Annotated in this window: 17 protein-coding genes; 6 read left to right on the top strand and 11 right to left on the bottom strand. The window is 72.4% G+C overall.

Going from position 1 to position 18,340, the window contains the following annotated elements; all coding sequences use genetic code 11:
- Window positions 1-17 precede the first annotated feature (17 nt).
- The 3 genes from GPZ80_RS01735 to GPZ80_RS33585 are packed head-to-tail and all read left to right on the top strand — an operon-like array spanning window position 18 to window position 5,490.
- Entirely contained in the window at window positions 18-326 is a 309-nt protein-coding gene (locus GPZ80_RS01735) for a hypothetical protein (protein ID WP_187217952.1), read from the top strand.
- Window positions 323-2,656 (top strand): PEP/pyruvate-binding domain-containing protein, encoded by a 2,334-nt coding sequence (locus GPZ80_RS01730; RefSeq protein ID WP_187217951.1) that lies wholly within the window; start codon window positions 323-325, stop codon window positions 2,654-2,656. The genes GPZ80_RS01735 and GPZ80_RS01730 overlap by 4 nt, the downstream gene beginning before the upstream one ends.
- A complete protein-coding gene (locus tag GPZ80_RS33585) occupies window positions 2,653-5,490 on the top strand; it encodes an alkaline phosphatase D family protein (protein WP_187217950.1) in 2,838 nt (945 codons plus the stop codon). Before GPZ80_RS01730 ends, GPZ80_RS33585 begins: the two co-directional genes overlap by 4 nt.
- Before the next feature lie 18 nt (window positions 5,491-5,508).
- Here the strand turns inward: GPZ80_RS33585 and GPZ80_RS01720 are convergent, their stop codons facing one another.
- The 3 genes from GPZ80_RS01720 to GPZ80_RS01710 form a co-directional block, all read right to left on the bottom strand.
- On the bottom strand, window positions 5,509-6,138 hold the full coding sequence (locus GPZ80_RS01720) for a CPBP family intramembrane glutamic endopeptidase (protein ID WP_187218302.1): 630 nt from the start codon (window positions 6,136-6,138) through the stop codon (window positions 5,509-5,511).
- Between the two features lie 184 nt (window positions 6,139-6,322).
- Window positions 6,323-8,041 (bottom strand): alpha/beta hydrolase, encoded by a 1,719-nt coding sequence (locus tag GPZ80_RS01715; protein WP_187217949.1) that lies wholly within the window; start codon window positions 8,039-8,041, stop codon window positions 6,323-6,325.
- Window positions 8,038-9,120: an AI-2E family transporter gene (locus GPZ80_RS01710; protein ID WP_187217948.1), complete on the bottom strand. Its 1,083-nt coding sequence runs from the start codon at window positions 9,118-9,120 to the stop codon at window positions 8,038-8,040. Before GPZ80_RS01710 ends, GPZ80_RS01715 begins: the two co-directional genes overlap by 4 nt.
- Before the next feature lie 474 nt (window positions 9,121-9,594).
- On the opposite strand from GPZ80_RS01710, the gene GPZ80_RS01705 reads away from it, so the two are divergent.
- A complete protein-coding gene (locus GPZ80_RS01705) occupies window positions 9,595-10,572 on the top strand; it encodes a DUF3048 domain-containing protein (protein WP_246476634.1) in 978 nt (325 codons plus the stop codon).
- Here the strand turns inward: GPZ80_RS01705 and GPZ80_RS01700 are convergent, their stop codons facing one another.
- Window positions 10,573-11,253, bottom strand: a complete 681-nt coding sequence (locus GPZ80_RS01700; protein WP_187217947.1) for a LiaF transmembrane domain-containing protein — start codon at window positions 11,251-11,253, stop codon at window positions 10,573-10,575.
- Complete coding sequence (locus GPZ80_RS01695; RefSeq protein WP_187217946.1) at window positions 11,250-11,558, bottom strand: DUF4342 domain-containing protein; 309 nt, start codon at window positions 11,556-11,558, stop codon at window positions 11,250-11,252. Before GPZ80_RS01695 ends, GPZ80_RS01700 begins: the two co-directional genes overlap by 4 nt.
- A gap of 372 nt (window positions 11,559-11,930) precedes the next feature.
- Between GPZ80_RS01695 and GPZ80_RS01690 the strand changes: the two genes are divergently transcribed.
- On the top strand, window positions 11,931-12,587 hold the full coding sequence (locus GPZ80_RS01690; protein WP_187217945.1) for a YdcF family protein: 657 nt from the start codon (window positions 11,931-11,933) through the stop codon (window positions 12,585-12,587).
- Window positions 12,588-12,734: 147 nt separating this feature from the next.
- Here the strand turns inward: GPZ80_RS01690 and GPZ80_RS01685 are convergent, their stop codons facing one another.
- The 3 genes from GPZ80_RS01685 to GPZ80_RS01675 all read right to left on the bottom strand — a co-directional run bounded on the left by GPZ80_RS01685 (window position 12,735) and on the right by GPZ80_RS01675 (window position 14,762).
- Window positions 12,735-13,319: an Rv1733c family protein gene (locus GPZ80_RS01685; RefSeq protein WP_187217944.1), complete on the bottom strand. Its 585-nt coding sequence runs from the start codon at window positions 13,317-13,319 to the stop codon at window positions 12,735-12,737.
- A gap of 107 nt (window positions 13,320-13,426) precedes the next feature.
- Window positions 13,427-14,557, bottom strand: a complete 1,131-nt coding sequence (locus tag GPZ80_RS01680; RefSeq protein ID WP_187217943.1) for an acyltransferase family protein — start codon at window positions 14,555-14,557, stop codon at window positions 13,427-13,429.
- A 1-nt stretch (window position 14,558) separates the two neighbouring features.
- The gene (locus tag GPZ80_RS01675) at window positions 14,559-14,762 is read right to left on the bottom strand and encodes a hypothetical protein (RefSeq protein ID WP_187217942.1); all 204 of its coding nucleotides are present in this window, start codon (window positions 14,760-14,762) and stop codon (window positions 14,559-14,561) included.
- A 211-nt stretch (window positions 14,763-14,973) separates the two neighbouring features.
- Here GPZ80_RS01675 and GPZ80_RS01670 point away from each other — a divergent pair, with 211 nt between their 5' ends.
- Window positions 14,974-15,909, top strand: a complete 936-nt coding sequence (locus GPZ80_RS01670; protein WP_187217941.1) for a polysaccharide deacetylase family protein — start codon at window positions 14,974-14,976, stop codon at window positions 15,907-15,909.
- A gap of 13 nt (window positions 15,910-15,922) precedes the next feature.
- Here the strand turns inward: GPZ80_RS01670 and GPZ80_RS01665 are convergent, their stop codons facing one another.
- The 3 genes from GPZ80_RS01665 to GPZ80_RS01655 are packed head-to-tail and all read right to left on the bottom strand — an operon-like array spanning window position 15,923 to window position 18,307.
- Window positions 15,923-16,651, bottom strand: coding sequence for a dienelactone hydrolase family protein (locus GPZ80_RS01665; RefSeq protein WP_187217940.1), 729 nt, complete (start codon window positions 16,649-16,651; stop codon window positions 15,923-15,925).
- A gap of 19 nt (window positions 16,652-16,670) precedes the next feature.
- Entirely contained in the window at window positions 16,671-17,027 is a 357-nt protein-coding gene (locus tag GPZ80_RS01660; protein WP_222718745.1) for a DUF5655 domain-containing protein, read from the bottom strand.
- Window positions 17,028-17,044: 17 nt separating this feature from the next.
- Window positions 17,045-18,307 carry an NAD(P)/FAD-dependent oxidoreductase gene (locus GPZ80_RS01655; RefSeq protein ID WP_187217938.1) on the bottom strand — a complete coding sequence of 421 codons (1,263 nt, stop codon included), beginning with the start codon at window positions 18,305-18,307 and terminating at the stop codon, window positions 17,045-17,047.
- Window positions 18,308-18,340 lie beyond the last annotated feature (33 nt).

Below are 18,340 nucleotides of genomic sequence, written 5' to 3'. Positions count from 1 at the left end.
AAGGCGAGGGTGGGACCATGATGCCGAGGCACCGCGCCACCACCGCGCTCGCACCCGCCGTCCTGGTGACCCTGGTCGGGTTGGTCGAAGTCGCTCGCGACCGCGACTGGGACCTGATCACGATCTTCGCCGCTGCCGTGGTGGCGCAGCTGGTCGCGCTCGGCGTTGTGTGGCTGGGCAGGCAGCCCGTCCATGTGCGAGCCGATCTCACCGTCTGGCTGCACGAACACGCCGCGGCCACCGGTGAGCCCGCTGGGCGGATCGTCGACCGCGCCCTGGCCGAGCACCGGGCCGGTCTCGTGGCAGGCGAACGGGAATCGCGATGACCGTCGTGGATTCGGAGGCGTTCACCGCGGGGCTCGGGTGTGGCGCTCCGCTGCTGAACGCGGTCGCGGGTGGGAAGGGGTCCGCCCTCGATCGCTTGGCGCGGTCGGGTTTCACGATTCCGCCGACGTCGATCGTGACCGCGACGGCCTATCGCACGGTGGCCGAACACCCGGACCTGGCCGCGCTGTTGGCCCGACTGTCCGACCCGCGGGCCATGGTGCCCGCGCAGGTCGTCGATGAGGCGTTTCTGGCCGTCCCGGTGCCGGACTCGGTGGCGTACTCCATCGTCGAGGCGGCCCGCGGGGTGGGCGGGCCGGTAGCGGTGCGTTCGTCGGCGACGGTCGAGGACACCGCCGGGGCCTCGTTCGCCGGCCAGTACCGGTCGACCCTCGGCGTCGAAGGCGACGACGCGGTGCTGCGCGCGGTGCGCCTGACCTGGGCGTCGCTGTGGCACCCGGCGCCCCGCGCCTATCGCGCGATGTGGGGTATCGGCGGCGACATCGCGATGGCCGTCGTGATCATGCGCATGGTGCGAGCCCGCACCGCCGGGGTGGCCTTCACCGTCGACCCCGGCGGCGACCCGGACCTGGTCCGGGTCGAGTCGGTCGACGGGCTCGGCGAGTCCCTGGTCTCCGGTGACCGGACCCCCGAGGTCTGGCTGGTGCCCCGCTCCGGGGTCCGCGATGACAAGGCACCGCAGGTGGTCCGCGCCGCCGCCGATCTGGCCTTACGGGTGGAACGTGCTTGTGGCGTCCCGCAGGATGTCGAGTGGGCGCGGGACGACGAACGGGTTTGGCTGGTGCAGGCCCGGCCGATCACCGTGGCGTCCGGCGACCGGACCGACCCGTGCGACACGCCCGTCGACGACAGTGAACTGACCACGAACGGCATCGGCGAGACCCTGCCCGGGGTCATCCCGCCGCTGGTGTGGGATGTGGCCTCGGTCCTGGTCGAGGAGGCGCTGCGGGACGCTCTCGACGCGCTGCGGGGGCTGCCCGCGCGGGATGGGCGGTTCGTGCGGCGGGTGCGCGGCCGTGCCGCGTTGGACCTCGACCTGCTGCGGGCCTCGGCCCGGACGATGCCCGGCGGCTCCGAGGCCGAGATCGAGCGCCAGTACTTCGGCGTCGCCGCGGACACCGCCGAGCCCCGCGCTCGCGGCGGGCCGCGGTCGCTGGCGCACGGGCTGCGCGCCGCCGCGCTGCGCAGGCGGTCGGTCGTGGAGGCCGAGGTGGTGATCGCGGCCATCGACGAGATCGTGGCCACTCCCCCGCCGCTGTCCGAGCGACCCGACGACGACCTGCTGGCGTATCGCCGCCGGCTGATCGCCCTGGGTGGGCGGGCCATGACGGTGGAGCTGGCCGTCGCCGCCGCCGCGGTCGCGGCCTACCAGCAGTTGACGGACTTCCTACTGCCCCATCTCGGCGATTCGGCGGCGTCGTCGTTCGCGCAGCGAGTCACCAGCGGCGCGGGAACCTCCGCGGCGCACCCGGCGACCATGTGCCGGTCGATCTTCGCGGGGCCGACGTGGGCGGAGGCGGGTCTCGACGCACCCGGGCGCGCGCCGCGCCGCGACGAGAGCAAGGCCGCGCGGCTGGACCTGGAGCGGCGCCTGCGCACCCCGCGGTGGCGGCGGGTGCGGATGCTCACCGGGCAGATCGTCGACGTGCGGATGCACCTGCTGCGGCGTCTCGTCGGCGACGCCGCCGACGGGTTGGCCCGCCGCGAACGGGTCAAGGCCGCCGTCCTGATCCTCGGCGGCGAGGTCCGACGGGTGCATCTGGAGTTGGGCCGCAGGCTCGTCGCGGCGGGCGTGCTCGACGAGGCCACGCAAGTGGATCTCCTCCACAACCGGGAACTCGCGCCCGCGCTTCGCGGCGCGGGCCCGCCACCTGTCGAGCTGGCTCACCGCGCGCGGTGGCTGGCGCGCCGACAGGTCGAGGGTCCGCTGCCGGTCCGGTTCACCGGCACACCAGACGTCGCCGCGCCCGCGGCCCCCACCGGCGACCAGCTCACCGGCTGGGCGGCGAGCCCGGGCACACACACCGGCCGAGCACGGGTCGTCACCGACCCCGTGGACACCGACTTCGCGGCAGGCGAGGTGCTCGTCGCCGCGGCCACCGACGCGTCCTGGTCGCCGCTGTTCCTGCGCGCCGGGGCCATCGTCGTCGAGCGCGGCGGGCCGCTGTCGCACGCCGCGATCGTGGCCCGGGAGCTGGGCGTGCCCGCGGTGCTCAACCTGCCCGGCTCCTGTGCGGCCCTCGACGGCCGCATGGTCACCGTCGACGGCGACACGGGCACCGTGACCGTCCACTCTGGAGGGACACAGTGAACCGCCGCCGCGTACGCGAGGACTGGCTGTCGGACTTCGACGTCACCCGCACGCACATCTTCGTGCCCGCGATCATGGGTGCGGGCGTCCTGGTCTCACTGCTCACCCTGCTTCGCGACGCGCTGCACGGCAAGGGCGGCCGTGGGCGGGCGCGTCGGATCGAGCTGGAGGCGCGGGCGACCGCCCGGCACACCCTGACCGGCGACCCCGCGGGCGACGCGCTCACCGCCGGGCTGCGCCCGCGCGCGGCCTATCTGCTGGCCGCGCTGAGCTGCGGCGGGTTCGCCGTTTACGTCCTGATCGGCGCCACGGCGAACTACCTGCGCCGGGGGGCGTACGTCGCGGACATCGCGTGGCTGTGGGCGCTGTCGCTGGCGGTGGCCGCGGCGCTGGGCGCGGTCGCGGCGGTGTGCGCGGTGGCGTACTCGCGTTGGCCGAAGGCCGCCCGGTGGGAGCTGACAATGCTCGCGCACACCCCGCTCGGCCAGTCGCCCGCCAAGCCGCGGGTGATCAGCGTGCTGCTGCTCGGCTGGGCGGCCGCGTTCGCCGGGGCCACCGCGGCGATCTTCACGTTCGTCGTGGCCAAAGCGCCGCGCAGGCTGGAGGGGCTGGACGCCTGGGTGGCCGCGACCGCCCCCAAGCTGCCCGGGGTGGACCTGGTCGGCCCGTTCGATCCGCTGGGGCCGGTGCCGCTGTACCTGCTGGCGGTCGCGGTGATCGGTTTGTCGGCGGTCCGCTGCTCCGCCGTCCCGGTGGTCTACGTGGTCGCCGCGGCGAGCGGCTTGCTGCTCGACGTCGCGCTCGACCTGCTGGTCCCGCGTGACCGCCCGATTGGTGCGACGGGCGACTCGTTCCCCAGCGGCCAGGAGATCCAGGGCGTGCTGCTCATCGGCTTCGCCCCACTGGCGCTGCTCGTGCTCACCCGGCGCACACGGGTGGCCTGGGTGGGGGCCGGGCTGCTGGCGCTGAGCGCGGGCGTGGCCGGACTCAGCGCGCTGCGCGCCGGAACGCACTGGTGGTCCGACTCGGCTTCCGGGGTGTTGTGGGGCGTCGCGGCGGTGCTGGCCTGCTGGTGGGCGCTTGCCCACCCCCGCCTGCACCGGCACTGCACCGACTGCCCTCTGGCGGCGTCGCCGCACCCGGGCGAGGTCGGCTTGATCCACGTGGGCCCGAGAGTGCAACGCGTCATCCGGCTGGCGAGCCGGGTATGGGCGCCCGCCGCGATCATCGGGTTCCTCGCGCTGGCCGGGTTCGTCGGGCTGCCGTCGAACCCGGAAGCCGACACCCTCGGCCCCCAGATCGCGGACCCGGCTCAGCTGGTGCTGCTCGCTCTGGCGACGGTGGGGTGGCTGCTGGCCTTGAAGTCCGAGGCGGCAGGCGCGGTGGTGCTGGCGCTCGCGGGCGGCGTGCTCGGCACGCTGGCGGCGCTGGCGTACCACCCGCTGGTCAGCCTGGCGGTCGCGGTGGTGTTCCTCGCGCCCGCCGCCGGTTTCTGGCTGGTGTGGCAGCACGGGCGCACGATCCGCGCGATCACCGTGCTGGCCGTGAGTTCGGTGCTGCTGCTGAGCGGCACGTGGGTCGGCGCGCTGACGGTCTACGACACCTACTACGGTCCCGCCCACCCCGCCTCCTCGGTGCCCGCTCTGCCCGCCGACCGGGTGCTGTGGTCGTGGGCGGGCGGCGTAACGACCGGTGGGGCGACCGTTGTCGCCGAACTCGCCGCCGGGTCCCGGCAGGCGCGGCTACGCATGGAGCCCGTGTCCGGCGTCGAGCCGATCATCATCTCGCCGCAGGCGGACGTGGGGGCCGACGGGGTCGCACGGCTGGTGGTCGACGGGTTGGCGCCGGGGACCGCCTACCGCTATCGGATCGAGGTCGACGGCGTGGTGGACCGCTCCCGCGGCGTGGGCGAACTGCGCACCGCGGGCGCCACGTCGTTGACAGTCGCGTTCGGGGGGTGCGCCCGCACGGGGTCGAACGGCGCGGTGTTCGACGCGATCCGGGCCCTGCGCCCCGACCTGTACATCGCCACCGGGGACCTGCACTACGGCAACCCCGACACCCCCGACGTCGGGCGCTTCGCCGGTTTCTACCGGCGGACCCTGACCGCGCCCGCTCAGGCGGCGCTCTACCGGAGTGTGCCGATCGCCTACGTGTGGGACGACCACGACTACGGGCCCAACGACGCCGACGCGAGCGCGCCGACCCGCGCGGCCGCCCGCGCCGCCTACGACCGGTACGTGCCGCACTACCCGCTCGCGTCGGGACCGGGCGAGGCGATCAACCAGGCGTTCACCCTGGGTCGGGTGCGGTTCGTGCTCACCGACACCCGTTCCGAGCGCACGGCCGCGACGATGCTCGGCGAGCGGCAACTCGCCTGGCTGCGACAGGAACTCGTGACGGCGAGCCACACGCACGCGGTCGTGGTCTGGGTGAATCCCGACCCTTGGATCGCGCCCGCCGACCCGACGGGCGACGACTGGGGCGGGTACGCGCAGGAGCGCCGGGTGGTGGCCGACACGATCGCCGAGGCGGGCATCCGCAACCTGGTCATGGTCAGCGGCGACGCCCACATGGTCGCCATCGACGACGGCACGAACACCGACTACAGCACCAGCGGCTACCCCGGTTTCCCGCTGCTGCACGCCGCGGCGCTCGACCGTCCGGGCGGTGTGAAGGGCGGCCCGTACAGCGAGGGCGCGTTCCCCGGGGCGGGCCAGTTCGGCACGCTCACGGTCACCGACGCGGGGGCGTCGGTCGCGGTGACGCTCACCGGGCGCGACTGGCGCGGGGAGGTTCTCGCCGAGCACCGGTTCACGGTTCCCGCGCGGTGAACCCGCTGGTGGACGGGCCTACGTCGCGGAAGCCCAGAGCAGGGCGGAAACCAGCACACCCAGTCCGTTCGTGGCCCAGTGCAGGCCGGCGGAGGCCAGCACGCTGCCGCTGCGCCGGCGCAGTTCGGACAGCAGCACCCCGGCGAGGCCGGTGAACAGGACCGTGCCCGCCACGACGAGGATCTGGGCGCGCAGATCGGTGCCGACGGCCGAGCCCAGCGCCGCGTTCTGCGTGTTGAGCCGCAGCGAGGGGATGACGTGCCATAGGCCGAACAGCGCCGAGGACAAGCCGATGGCCCACGCGGTTCCCAGCCGGCCGCGCAGCATCGCGGGCAGCACGCCGCGGAACGCGACCTCCTCGATGAGGATGGTGTGCACGGGAATCAGCACCAGCGCGAGCAGCAGCGCCTGGCTCATGGCCATGTCGTAGCGGATGTCGGCGAACGCCGACCGGGTCATCGGCAGCAGCGCCCCGACGATGTAGACCAGCGCGACGAGGGCGATGGCGACCCCGCCGTAGAGGGCACCTTTGCGCCAGGTCTTGCGGGCGAAGCCGAGGTCGTGCCAGGACAGGCCGTGCAGGCGGGCGAGCACCACCAGCACCACGGCGACCGCGGGTCCGATGAACGGGCCGAGCCCGCCTGGCATGAACACAGGCGCGACGTTGAACCCGACCAGTGCGGCCAGCGCGGCCAGCAGGAACGGCCACCGACGGCGCGTGGTTGCCGCGGTGGGGGGACGGCTGAGGACTGTGGTGTTCGCTGAACTCTCGATATGACCAGTCTACGTGGCGAACAGGTGCGAGCGGCGGGCCCGAATTCGAGGCGATCGGCTACGAGCCTGGGCGGTACCCGAGGAACGCCTCCAGGCGCTCGGTGTGCGACGCGGTCCAGTGTGCGGGTGGCGCGATCCACGCCCATGAGGCGACCGCGTCTTCACGGTAGTTGTGGCCGTAGCCGCTCGGCGCGTCGTTGGCGACCAACAGGTCGGCGGTGAGCTGGGCGAAGGTGATGAACGGGTACCACCGCACGCCCGGGCTCACCCCGGGGCCGCGGTCGGTGAGCCAGGACGGCGCGCGCAGAATCAGGTCCGGCGACCACCACACCACCGGATCGGACTGGTGCTGCAGGTATCCGACGCGGGGGTGACCCCAGGGCCCGGTGGGGACACCGAAGTCGGCGGCGCTCGCCCCGAACCGCGCGGTCACGCCACCGTCGTACACCGGCAGCGCTTCGGTGGACCCGGGTTCGCGGGCCGCGGTGAGCTCCTTGCGGTTGGGGCTGTTGTTCGGCGGGCCGACGAGCAGGACGCCGTCGGCGCGCTCACTGAGTTCGGAGGGCCCGGCGAAGGTCGCGTCGGCGCCCAACGCGCCGAGGCTCTCGCCGAACACGAGCAGCTTGGGCCGGGAACCGACGGGCAGGAGGGACCACCGGGCGTGGACTTGGTCGAACAACTCGTGTCCGGCCGTGCGCACCGCGTCGCCGTCGGTGAGGAACGACAGCCAGCTGGGCAGGTGGGAGTACTGGATCGCCACGATCGCGGTGTCGCCGCCGTGCATGTACTCCAGTGCCCCGGTGAACGCGGAGTCGATGTATCCGCGGCCGGTGGTGGTGACCACGCAGAGCACGGATCTGGAGAAGGCGCCGGTGCGTTCCAGTTCGCGCACCGCCAGGGCCGCGGTGTCGTGGATGGACGGCGCCGAGCGCCTGCCCGCGTACGCGCGGATCGGCTGTTTCGCCTGCCCGCCGGTGAACCGGCTGATGTCGGCGGCGGTGGGCCCGCCGATGAGGAACTCCCGCCCCTGCCTGCCGATGGTGTCCCAGGCGACGAGGGACTCCGCGCTGCCCGACAGCTCGGCGGCGGCCGGGCGGGCGCGTGGTCCGCCTTGTTCGTCGAACAGTCGGAAGTTCTCGTTCGCCAGCGCGAAAACGCCGTACACGACGGCGAACTGGGCGGCCAGGACCGCGGCGAACACGGCGGTGCCCGACAGGCAGGCCGCGGGCAGGCGCCGCAGCCGACGGGTGAGCACGTGCGTGAGCCGCCGGGTGGCCCAGGACCGGAACCGCGACATCGCCAGCAGCATCAGGAAGATCGCGGCGGTCACGAGCGGCACCCTGAGGTACTGCAGGGTCGACGGCGCCTGCACCCCGGTCAACAGAGAGACCTCCTGCTGCCAACCCGCGCCCTGGTAGGCGAACACCGCGATCAGCGGCCCGGTGGTGTAGGCGAGCACCCGCCGGGCGATGGCGCGCAGGTCGGGTTGAATCCGGCGCAGCAGCGGCGCTCCGAGCTTGCCCAGGCCGATGCCCACGAGGTAGCCGAGGCTGACCGCCACGCCGCTGATCACGCCCTGCAGCAGCCACGGCCGGGGCAGCAGGGAAGGCGTGACCGACAGGTAGAACATGCCGATGGCGATCGTGGTGCCCACGAAGTCCAGCCTCGCCAGGGCCGCGGCGGGCACCCGCGCCGCGCCGCGCCGGATCGGCCAAGCCGGGAACGCCAGTCGCCCGGACCGCAGCACTGGATCCGGGATCCGCGCCAGGCCGGTCATCCCGCTTCTCGCCCGGCGGCGAGGTGTCGAGCCGACCGTGCTCGCGTCACCGCGCGCCACAGTTTCCGCAGGGCCCCGCGGCGTGGAGTCTCAGGTTCGGCGGCGCCTCGCGGGTCGAGCGCCGCGCGGACCACCAGCACCACCGGCACGGCGAGCAACGCGCCGACGATGCCCGCCAGCACCACGCCCGCGGCGACGGCGAACACCACGGCCAGCGGGTGCAGCCGCACGGCCCGGCTGAGCAGGAAGGGTTGCAGCACCTCGCCTTCGAGTTCCTGGACGGCCACCGAGAGCAGCAGCGTCGCCAGCGCCATCACCGGCCCGCCGGACACGAGGGCGACCAGGACCGCCACGAACCCGGCGAAGAACGCGCCGACATAGGGCACGAAGGCGGCGAGGAAGACCAGCGACGCCAGCGGGACCACCATCGGAACACCGATGATGAGCAGTCCGACGCCGATCGCCACCGCGTCCACCGTCGCCACCACCAGGGTCGCCCGGGTGAACCCGCCAAGCGAGCTCAGCGCCAGCCGCCCGGTGTCGTCGACCCGCGCCCGCACCCGGTCGGGCGTCACGGTGAGCACCCAGGCCCAGATCCGTTCGCCGTCATAGAGGAAGAAGAACAGGGCGAACAGGGTCAGGACCAGCCCGGCGAGCGCCGCCCCGATCGCCGCTGCGGTGGTCGACGCGCCGCTGACGATCCGCTCGGCCTGCCCGCCGACCAAACCGACCAGGTCGTCGACCGCGGCGTCCATCTGGCGCTCGCTGAGCCCCAGCGGGCCGGTGACAAGCCAGTCGCGGATCGACATCACACCGTCGCGCAAGGTGCCGCCGAGGTCGCCCGCACCCGTGATCAACGCGTTCACGGTGAGGGTGAACAGCCCGCCCAGCACGGTGAGGGAACCGAGCAGAACCAGCGCGGCGGCCAGCCACCGGGCGCAGCCGCGGCGGACCAGCCACTGGGCGACGGGCGCGAGCAGCGCGGCCAACAGGACCGCGATGGCGAGCGGGATGAGTACCGCGGCCAGCGCCAGCACCACCCGCAGCGCCACATAGCCGATCGCAAGGAAGATCAACACAGCGGCGCCGGTCCAGACCGCGCCGCCTCCCCGGAATTTCGCTGTGCCGCCTCCTCGGAATTTCAACGGTTGGTCACCTGTGAGGGACCGTGCGCGATGGTGGGAGCCGTGGTCAGCCGCCGTCACGGTCCCCTCAGGCGCCGGTAGGTCCTCTCCGCCAGGGATCGCGTCTCCGTGACCGAGGGATGGTGACGAACCGGTTCGCGCCATCGTCTACCTCCCTTTGGTGCCCGACGTCGATCCGCTGCTGCGCCTGCCGTTCACGATGCGCCAGGCGGGTCGGGGGCGGACCGGGTCGAAGATCCCGACTGTGGCGGGTACATCCGCCCTTTCGTGCGCCAGATGCCCTAGGACCCGCGCGGTAAGGGACCTCACGCACTGTGTGCCGTCGCCTGCGCAGGCGAGCGTCACAGTGCGGCGTGCGTCCCTCCGCCGCCTCGACATTCGGAGGCAACGATGCGATGGCGGACCGTCATGACCGGGCATCGGCGGCTGTGGGCACTCATCGCGGTGGCCGTCGCGATCACGCTGACCGTGGTGCTGTTCGCCATGTTGGGTGGGCCGGGCAGGCTGACCACCGGACACCCGGTGACCGGTTCCGCGCCGACCACCACCGCGGTGCTCCCACCGCCGTCCGAGCCGTCGGCCCCGGTGCTCGCGGTCAAGATCGACAATGTGTGGCAGGCGCGGCCGCACACCGGGCTGTGCGGCGCGGACATCGTCTATGTCGAACCCGTCGAAGGCGGCCTGACCCGGTTGCTCGCGCTGTACCAGGGTGAGCAACCGGATGCGGTGGGGCCGGTCCGCAGTGCGCGGCGCACCGACATCGGGCTGCTCGCCCAGTACGGCACCCCGGTGTTCGCCTACTCCGGGGCCGCCCCCGAGCTGCTGCCCGCGCTCGCCGGGGCCGAGTTGGTCAACGCCTCCCCGCACGAGACCCCGGGCGCCTACTACCGCGACGACGACCGCGCGGCCCCGCACAACCTGTTCGTGCGCCCGGCTTCCCTTCCGACCGCGGCGAAGCCACCCCAGTCGCCGCCGCTGCAGTTCGGGCCCGCGCCCGCGTCCGGGGTGGCGGCGGACCGCCACCAGGTCGGCTTCCGCGCCGCCGACTACGCCTTCACCTGGTCCGCGGAGTCGGGCCGGTGGGCGGTGTCGATGAGCGGCAGACCGCTGACCTCGACCGAGTGCGGCCCGCTCGGCGCGGCGACCGTGGTCGAGCAGCGGGTCGCGATCACCGCCGATGAGGCCATTGAGGACAGTGCGGGCACCCGCTCCCCCGTCGTGCGGAGCGTCGGCGGTGGGTCGGCCACCGTCCTGCGTGATGGCAGGCGCTTCGCCGCGAGGTGGTCGAGGCCGGACGCGGCCTCGCCCACCCGGTTCCGCACCGAGGTGGGCGAGGCCTTGCCGCTGTCGGGCTATCCCGTCTGGATCCTGCTCGTCCCGCAGTGATCAGTCGTCGTCCGAGGCGCGGCCCGGGGGTTCGTCGCTGACCTCGACCGCGCCGAAGATCGCGGTCGCGTTGACCTTGAGCAGCGGCGCGTCCGCGGGCAGCGAGCCGTTGCCCCTGGTCTTGTCCTCGTAGCCGCCGAAGATCGGCAGCCCACCGACAGAGACCCGCCATCCCTTGGGCACCAGGACATCGACACCGCCGAAGAGGGCGAACGCGTCCACTGTGGCCGATCGGTCGATGTGCGCGTCGCGCAGGTCGAGGGTGGCGCCGCCGAACACGGCCGAGACGGTGCTGTGGTCGAAGTGCTCGCCGTGGTCGGTGGTCTTCGCCTCGCCGAACAGCGCGACCGGCGCCCGGGAGAGGTGGTCGTGGGTGCGGTTGCGGACGACACTGGCCAGCACCACGATGCCGATCGTGATGAGCAGTGCGGGCCCGATCAGGTCCTCGTCGGCCCAGTCGTTGGTGTCGGCCAGCAGGATCAGGCCCAACCCGGTGACCACAGCGGGGCCGAGGGAGACCCGGCCCTGGGTGATCATGGCGACCACCCCGAGCCCGCTGAGCGCGGCGGGCCACCACCGGTCGATGGTGGTGCCCGCGTCGAGCACGTCGAGCGCGTCGAGGGCCAGGAATGTGCCGAGGACCAGCAACACCAGGCCGATCCACAGTCGCACCGGTTTCACGACTGATCCTCCGGCTCGGTCCCGGGTCCATCGGTGGTCGGGCTCGCGGGGCGCTCGACCTTGATCGTGCAGTGGACCGCGAGCGCGGCGAGCGCCCCGAGCGCGGTCGCGGCGGGCGCGACCACGGCGGCGACGACACCGGCGGTCACGGGCAGCTTCGCCACGGTCTCGCCGTGGCTGTTGCGGACGACGATGCGGCGGACATTGCCCTGGTGGACGAGTCGCTTGGCGTCGTCGAGCCAGGTTTGCCCGCTCAGCAGCACCGCCGCGCGCCGGTCGTTGTCGACTTCCTGGTCCAGCGTCATGACGTGTCTCCTCAATTCGTGTGTCTTCGCTGTCCTCACCACCGTCGTCGGCCGTGCTGCAGCGGGCACAGGGCCCTCTGGCACCTCGCACAGGGACCTCTAGCGACATCGTTGATCCGGGAACGGCGCGCGCCCCGGAATGGTCGATGAAGCAGAGGAGTCACCGGCAGGATCAGTGGGTCGCCGCACCCAGTTCACAGGGCTTCATCGGCGCGTTCCAGCGCACGAATGCCCGCGCGGTTACCACCGGCGCTCCCGCCTTCTCGTCCGCGAGATGATCCGCCACCCACGCCCGTCCGGGCGGGCACTCGAACTGGCGCACCGGATGGGCGTGCACGGCACCGACCCACGCCGGCCGTAACCTTGCGGGTCATGGCGACCACCGAACTGCCCGCGAACCTGCGAGCCGACGTCGAAACCCTGTGGGCCTACCACGACATGGGCCACCAACCCCGCCACTGCGACGTTGGCATCGGCCTCGGCTCCCACGACCTCGGCGTCGCTATCCACGCCGCGCAGCTATACCAGCAGGGCCTGTTCGAGCGGATCGTGTTCACCGGCGCCAACGCCCCCACCACCATCGAACGCTTCCCCCGCGGCGAAGCCGTCCACTACCGCGAGCACGCCATCGAACTCGGCGTCCCCGCCGACGCCATCCTCATCGAGACCGCAGCTACCAACACCAGCCAGAACCTCACCAACACCCGCCAGGTCCTCGCGGACGGGGACATCCACCCGGCGTCGGTCATGCTGATCTCCCGGCCCTACCAGCAGCGCCGCGCCTACGCGACCTGCCGCAAGGTCTGGCCCGAAGTCGACGTCATCTGCTTGTCCCGGCCGCTACCGCTCGACAAGTACATCGCCACGATCGGGGACGCCGACCGCGTCATCAACATGCTCGTCGGCGACACCCAACGCATCACCGAATACGCCCGCCTCGGCTTCGCCATCGAGCAGGACATGCCCGAGCCGGTGCACGCCGCCTACCAGCGGCTTGTCGACGCGGGCTTCACCAACCGCCTGATCTGACCACCGGGCGCCCGCTTACCGCGGCCAGCGTAGGAAGTCCAGCACGTAGCGCCACGCGTCGCCGCTCCTCGACACCGCACGATTCCCGCTGTGCGGGAGCTCAACGCCCGCATCGGCAGCGCACTGAAGGGCTGCGTGACGCGGTGGTCATTCCTGTCTGGTCGTCCACTGCACGCGCACCCGGGTCCACTCGTCCGCCCAGCGGCGCAGTCGGTGGCGGTCCAGCGCCCACCGCACGAGCTGGTAGGCGAGGAGGAGCCCGACGACGCCGAGGCACAGGGCGATCAGGCCGGTCGCCACCGCCGCGACGACCACTCCCCCTTCGGTGATCGGCGCGAGGGTCACCTCGCCGGACCGGTCGACCCAGATGTCCACCCGGTCACCGGCGGCCGCCTCCTGGCGCACGTTGACTTTCCCGACCGCGACCTGTCCGTCCGGCCGCACCCACGAGGCCCGCACGAGCTCGCCCAGGACCCCGGGGTCGACGCCGGGCGCCGGTTCGAGCAGGGTCGCGGTGGTGGGCATCCTGTCGTCGCGCTGCTGCCGGGCCAGTTCGGAGGTGGTGGTGTAGGTTTCCGAACCCACCGCGCCCGCGACCGGCACCGTCACCATCAGCAGCAGGACGAGGATGAGCAGGCAGCCCGCCTCGATCCAGTCGCTGGGCCTGGCCAGCGCGCAGCGCCCGGGCCACAAGCGGCGGGCCAGGCGACCCAGGTCCATTGTGGAGGGCATCTCGACGCCCCTTTCGCTCTCGGCTCTGTTGGTGTCGCGGGACAATCACAGCGCGTGCGGTGGTGGCCGCCACACGGCACAAGGCCCCCGTCCGGCCGGGACTTCGGTCAGCGCCGGGTGAGGCGGGCGCCCAGCCAGAAGCACAGGGCGATACCCGCCGCGCCGACGAGGACCGCCTTCGCCTCGGCGGGCAGGGGCAGCGGCCGGGCGGCGACGGCGAGGGTGATGAGGACCGGCCCTTGCGCCACGAAAGCGACGAAGGCGCCTCGGGACAGGGTTTTGGCGAGCGGACCGTGCCAGGTGAATCCGCGCTGGGCGAGTCCGAGCAGCCACACGGACCCCGCGACCACCAGCGCGCCTTCGAAGGCCGCGGTGCCCAGGGCCGGTAGGTTCCATCCGCCCTGGAAGGGGGCCAGGTCGTCGGTGAGGTCGCGCACGCCGACCAGCAGCCCCAGCGACGGCACGAGGATGATCGCGGTCAGCGCGACGGCCGCGCAGCCGCGGTAGACCCGCTCGGGGACTCTGGTGGCCCATCCCTGACGGGCGGCGACGATGCCGAGGCAGAACATCGCGGCGAGTTGCGGCCACTGCCATAGGTGCAGGTCGAGTGGTTGGGCGCTGCGCGCGGGCAGCCACAGCCGCACAACGAAGGTGGTGGCGGTGACCAGCACGGCCACCGCGATTAAGTGGTGTCCGAGCAACGCGCGGGTGGGTGCGTCCGCACGGGAGGGGCGCACGAAGCGGCGCCACGCGGCGAAGGCCAGCGAGTAGATCAGCAGGATCTCGGCGAACCACAGCGCGCCGGAGTCCAGCAGCGGCTCGCGGGCCAGCGTCACGTCCCACGGCGCGCCCTCGCGGCCCGCCGCCCGGTAGGCCAGCCACATCGAGAGCGGCCACAGCAGCAGAGCCGAGACCAGGAAGGGCACACCCAGCCGCCGCAGCCGGTCCCGCGCGAAACCGCCCGCGCCCTTGCGGGCCAGCGCTTCCGGGGAGAACAGGCCCGCGACGAAGAAGAACACCCCGATCATGTAGAGCCCGGACGAGCCCAGGATCGTGCCCAGGACCAGTTCGACGCCCGGGGTGAACGTGACTTCGTTGACCTCGTCGTAGGCCCACCCGCCGGTGGCCGAGTAGCCCAGCAGCGCGTGCCCGCCGATCACCCAGGCGACCATCAGGGTCTTCAGGTTGTCGATCTGCGGCAGCCTGGTGCTTGTTCTCGGTTCGCTGGTGGTGGACATGTCAGTGGCAGTGGTGGCCGTTCCAGCCGGCGTACCCCTGGTGCGTGCCCGGGTTGTGCCCGGCGTGGAACCCCATTGTCTGAGCGCAGGTCGACACGTGGTGGCCGAACTCCTGGCCGGTGTCCGCCTGCGCGGTTCCGCCGCCCAGCGCGGTGAGGGTGGCGGCGACGAGCGCGGTCGCAAGGATGGTGGCGTTTCGGTTCATGGCGGTGCCCTTCCCGAGGGTTGTCGTCTCTCCAGGACAGTCGCCGCGGCGACCCTGGCGGAGAGTCGAAAGGCGGTGGTCTCCGGGACCAACGGAGCTTTGATCGCGGTGTCGGACCTTGGTCCCTCGGGGTGGTGTCTTTCGCGGCTGCCGGGCGCGCTCCCACGCGAGGTCTGCTTTCGGTGGGACCATCCGCGAAAGGGAGCGACAGATGATCACGTGGCTGAGGACGCACCGCCTGGTCGCGGTGGGAGCGAGCGCGCTGGTGGTGTTGTTGGTCGCCGTGCTGTCGGTGGTGCTCACCCGAGGCGGCGACGAACCGGACGTGGCCGAGCCGGGCGCTTCGGCCACCCCAACGACCACGACCACCACGGAGACGACCGCGACGACGACTTCGGCGCCCGCCACCTCGACGGCGCCCGCGACCTCAAGCGCCACCGCGACGTCGACCACACGTCCGTCACCGAAGCCCACCACCTCGATGGCGCCGACGACGAAGGCCCCGCCGTTTCCCGCCGCGCTGCGCGGGCAGGACCTCACGGTGCTGCCCACCTCCCGCAAGGTCGTCGCACTGACCTTCGACGCGGGCGCGAACTCGGCGGGCCTGCCCAAGATCCTGGCCACGCTCTCGGCCAAGCAGGTGCCCGCCACGTTCTTCCTGACCGGCACGTGGGCGCAGTCGAACCCGGCCGGGGTCAGGTCGATCGCGGCGGGCGGGCACCGGGTGGGCAACCACTCCATGACCCACCAGCACCTGCGCGGGATGTCCGACGCGGCGGTCGCCGACGAGCTGGCTCGGGCCGAGCGGGCGATCCGGGCCGCGGGAGCCGACCCGCGCCCGTGGTTCCGGTTCCCGTTCGGCGACCGCGACGCCCAGACCATCGCGGCGGTCAACGCGGCGGGCTATGTCCCGGTCCGCTGGACGGTCGACACCCTGGGCTGGAAGGGAACCAGTGGCGGGATCACCGCCGCCCAGGTGACTGAGCGGACCCTGAACGCGCTGCGGCCCGGCGAGATCGTGTTGATGCACATCGGCTCCAACCCCGAGGACAAGTCCACTTTGGACGCCGACGCGCTGCCCGGGATGATCGACGCGCTGCGCGCCAGGGGATACGGGTTCGTGACGATGCAGGCCGCCCTCGGCTGACCCGGTCCGGGGATCACTCTCGGGTTCGAAGGTGCTTGTCGAAGAACGCGATGACGCGGCGGCGGGCGTCCGCCGTGGCGTCCGGGTCGTAGCGGGTGCCGGAAATGCGGGCCAGCAGTCGCAGCATGGGAGTCGTATCCGCGGGGTCGTGGTCGTTCATGAACCCGTGGCCGACGCCGGGGTAGATCTTCACATCGTGCTCCACACCGAGATCGGTGAGCACCCGCTCCATCCGCACACCCGCCGATCGGCCCAGCGGCGACCGGTCCGCGCCGCCGAAGCTGCCCACGATCGGGCAGGCCTCGCCGAGCCAGGTCTCGGCGTCGGTGGGGCATCCGCCGTAGTTGACCGAGGCGGCGGAGTAGCCGTTGCCCGGGGCCAGGGCGATCGCGTAGCCGCCGCCCATGCAGAACCCGATGACACCGGTGGTGCCGGTGCAGTCCGGGTGGTCGACAACCCAGTCCTGGGCGGCTTTGATGTCGTCGAAGGTCCGGCCCCGCCGCCTGCCCAGGTCGCCCATGATCGTGCGCAGGCAGCCCAGGCGACTTCCCCAGTAGTACAGGTCGGGGGCGATCGCCAGGAACCCCTCCCCCGCCAGCCAGTCGGCCTGGGCGCGCAGATCGGTGGTCATCCCGGTGACGTCGTGCACCACGACCACGCCCGGCCAGGGTGGGTCCGAAGTGGGCACCGCGAGGTAGGCGGGCATGAGCCCCAGTGGGGTCTTGACCTGCAGGTCCGTCATGGCGATCCGTCCTTCCGATTCAGTTCGCGGTCTCGGCCGCCTCGCGTAACCAGGCGCCGACCTCGTCGTCGAGGTCGGCGAGGTCGTGGATCTCGAGGTGGTGCATCCAGTGCCCGGGCGCGGGATTCACCACCTCCTTGAACCGCTCGGAGTCGACCTGTCGGCTCAGTGCGATCGACAGCACCACCTCGGCGCCCGGTTTCGCGAGGTAGCGGCCGGGCAGCCACAGATAGGCGAATCCCCGCGAGCGGCGGAAGGCGAGTTGGCTGCGGCTGACACGCACGGTGAACGGGCCGAACGCGGCGACGATCGAGCAGGTGCGCTGGAACACCGCCGCCGCGAACGGCCTGCCCGCGAGGAACTCCTCGAGCGTCATGCCTCCATGGTGGCTGATCAGCGGGCCAGTGTCCGTGCGCCGACGCGCAGCGCCAGCTCCATCGCCCGCCAGCCTTGGCCCGAGTGGAACGGCAGGCCGCGGCGGAACCGCATCGGCAGGTACACGCCGAGGGCCTTCTTGCCCAGCCGCCAGATGGGGCTGGTACCGACCCGGTAGGCATCGGCCTGGTCCTGGTCGACCGCGACCGGGGCCGACGGGTCGCCGGTCGCGATGAGCGGCACCTGCGCGAAGGTGGCTTTGTCGAACATCTCCATCACGCACATGCTGGTCGGGGTGAACGCGTCGGCGGGCGCGGTGCCGCGGATCTCCGCGGCGATCACCCCGGCGGCGGCGTCGGCCTGCAGGAACGCCAGGAACGCCTGTTTGACGGGGAAGTCGCCCGCGTCACCGGGCGCGAAGATCTCGGGGTGGTCGACGAGCGCGCGGCTCGCCGGGTCGCAGGTGAGGAATCCGCGGTCGTCGGCGGCCAATCCCTCGTAGCGCACGGACGCGACATACGGCGGGAACGTGACGAGCAGGTCGTAAGACTCCTCGGTGCCGTCGTCGAAGAGCAGTTCCGACTCCCCCACCTTGGTCACGGCCGCACCGGTGCGGCCGTCGATGCCGCGGTCGGCGAACTCGTCGGTGACCACCTCGTGCAGCCGCGGGCCGAACGCCTGGATGAACGTGTGCTCGTAGGTGCGCAACGCCACTTCGACCTGGTGGCGGACGTCGCGACGGCGCAGCCAGGTGTCGAGCATGAAGGCGAGTTCGTAGAGCGGCCCCGCGCACTTGTTGCCGGGCGGCACCAGGAACACCACCCGCTGTTGCCTGCCGTGCCGGGCGTCGGCCACGACCCACTGCAGCGCCTCACCGAGGCGATGCAGCTGCCCCGGGGTCCACATCTGGTATGCGTGCTCGGCGAGGCCCGGGATCTCCTCGGGCGCCATGGCCGCACCGGTGGCGATCACCAGCCGGTCGTAGTGCAGTGGCAGTCCCGTGGTCAGGTGCACCCGGCCGCCCGCGATGTCGACGTCCTCCACGGTGCCGATCCGGTGGCGGATGTCCCTGCGCGCCATGGCTTTGGCCAGTGGGATGTGCAGCGGGGCCTCGGCGGCGCCGAAGGGCAGGTAGATGGTGTTGGGCTTGAACAGGAAGTCGTCGCGGTCGGACACCACGGTGGTGGCGACCTGGTCGTCGGTGAGCTGGGCGGCGAGTTGGAAGGCCGTCTCCAGCCCGGCGAAGCCGCCGCCGAGGACGACGACACGTTCGGGGGCCATGGGAACTCCTTGGGTCGAGGGACACGCCCTTCC

Origin of the sequence: Actinokineospora xionganensis (assembly GCF_014323725.1) — a bacterium.
Lineage (GTDB): Bacteria > Actinomycetota > Actinomycetes > Mycobacteriales > Pseudonocardiaceae > Actinokineospora > Actinokineospora xionganensis.
Note: the sequence above shows the minus strand (reverse complement) of the source record. Positions and strands in the feature narration are given on the sequence as shown.

What these genes read in the sequence shown, in the direction of transcription:
- GPZ80_RS01670 (WP_187217941.1), top strand. Translation starts at nt 14,974, where the DNA reads ATGATCACGTGGCTGAGGACGCACCGCCTGGTCGCGGTGGGAGCGAGC.
- GPZ80_RS01660 (WP_222718745.1), bottom strand. Translation starts at nt 17,027, where the DNA reads ATGACGCTCGAGGAGTTCCTCGCGGGCAGGCCGTTCGCGGCGGCGGTG.
- GPZ80_RS01665 (WP_187217940.1), bottom strand. Translation starts at nt 16,651, where the DNA reads ATGACGGACCTGCAGGTCAAGACCCCACTGGGGCTCATGCCCGCCTAC.
- GPZ80_RS01715 (WP_187217949.1), bottom strand. Translation starts at nt 8,041, where the DNA reads ATGACCGGCCTGGCGCGGATCCCGGATCCAGTGCTGCGGTCCGGGCGA.
- GPZ80_RS01730 (WP_187217951.1), top strand. Translation starts at nt 323, where the DNA reads ATGACCGTCGTGGATTCGGAGGCGTTCACCGCGGGGCTCGGGTGTGGC.
- GPZ80_RS01720 (WP_187218302.1), bottom strand. Translation starts at nt 6,138, where the DNA reads ATGCCAGGCGGGCTCGGCCCGTTCATCGGACCCGCGGTCGCCGTGGTG.
- GPZ80_RS01685 (WP_187217944.1), bottom strand. Translation starts at nt 13,319, where the DNA reads ATGCCCTCCACAATGGACCTGGGTCGCCTGGCCCGCCGCTTGTGGCCC.
- GPZ80_RS01695 (WP_187217946.1), bottom strand. Translation starts at nt 11,558, where the DNA reads ATGACGCTGGACCAGGAAGTCGACAACGACCGGCGCGCGGCGGTGCTG.
- GPZ80_RS01680 (WP_187217943.1), bottom strand. Translation starts at nt 14,557, where the DNA reads ATGTCCACCACCAGCGAACCGAGAACAAGCACCAGGCTGCCGCAGATC.
- GPZ80_RS01705 (WP_246476634.1), top strand. Translation starts at nt 9,595, where the DNA reads ATGACCGGGCATCGGCGGCTGTGGGCACTCATCGCGGTGGCCGTCGCG.
- GPZ80_RS01735 (WP_187217952.1), top strand. Translation starts at nt 18, where the DNA reads ATGATGCCGAGGCACCGCGCCACCACCGCGCTCGCACCCGCCGTCCTG.
- GPZ80_RS01675 (WP_187217942.1), bottom strand. Translation starts at nt 14,762, where the DNA reads ATGAACCGAAACGCCACCATCCTTGCGACCGCGCTCGTCGCCGCCACC.
- GPZ80_RS01690 (WP_187217945.1), top strand. Translation starts at nt 11,931, where the DNA reads ATGGCGACCACCGAACTGCCCGCGAACCTGCGAGCCGACGTCGAAACC.
- GPZ80_RS01655 (WP_187217938.1), bottom strand. Translation starts at nt 18,307, where the DNA reads ATGGCCCCCGAACGTGTCGTCGTCCTCGGCGGCGGCTTCGCCGGGCTG.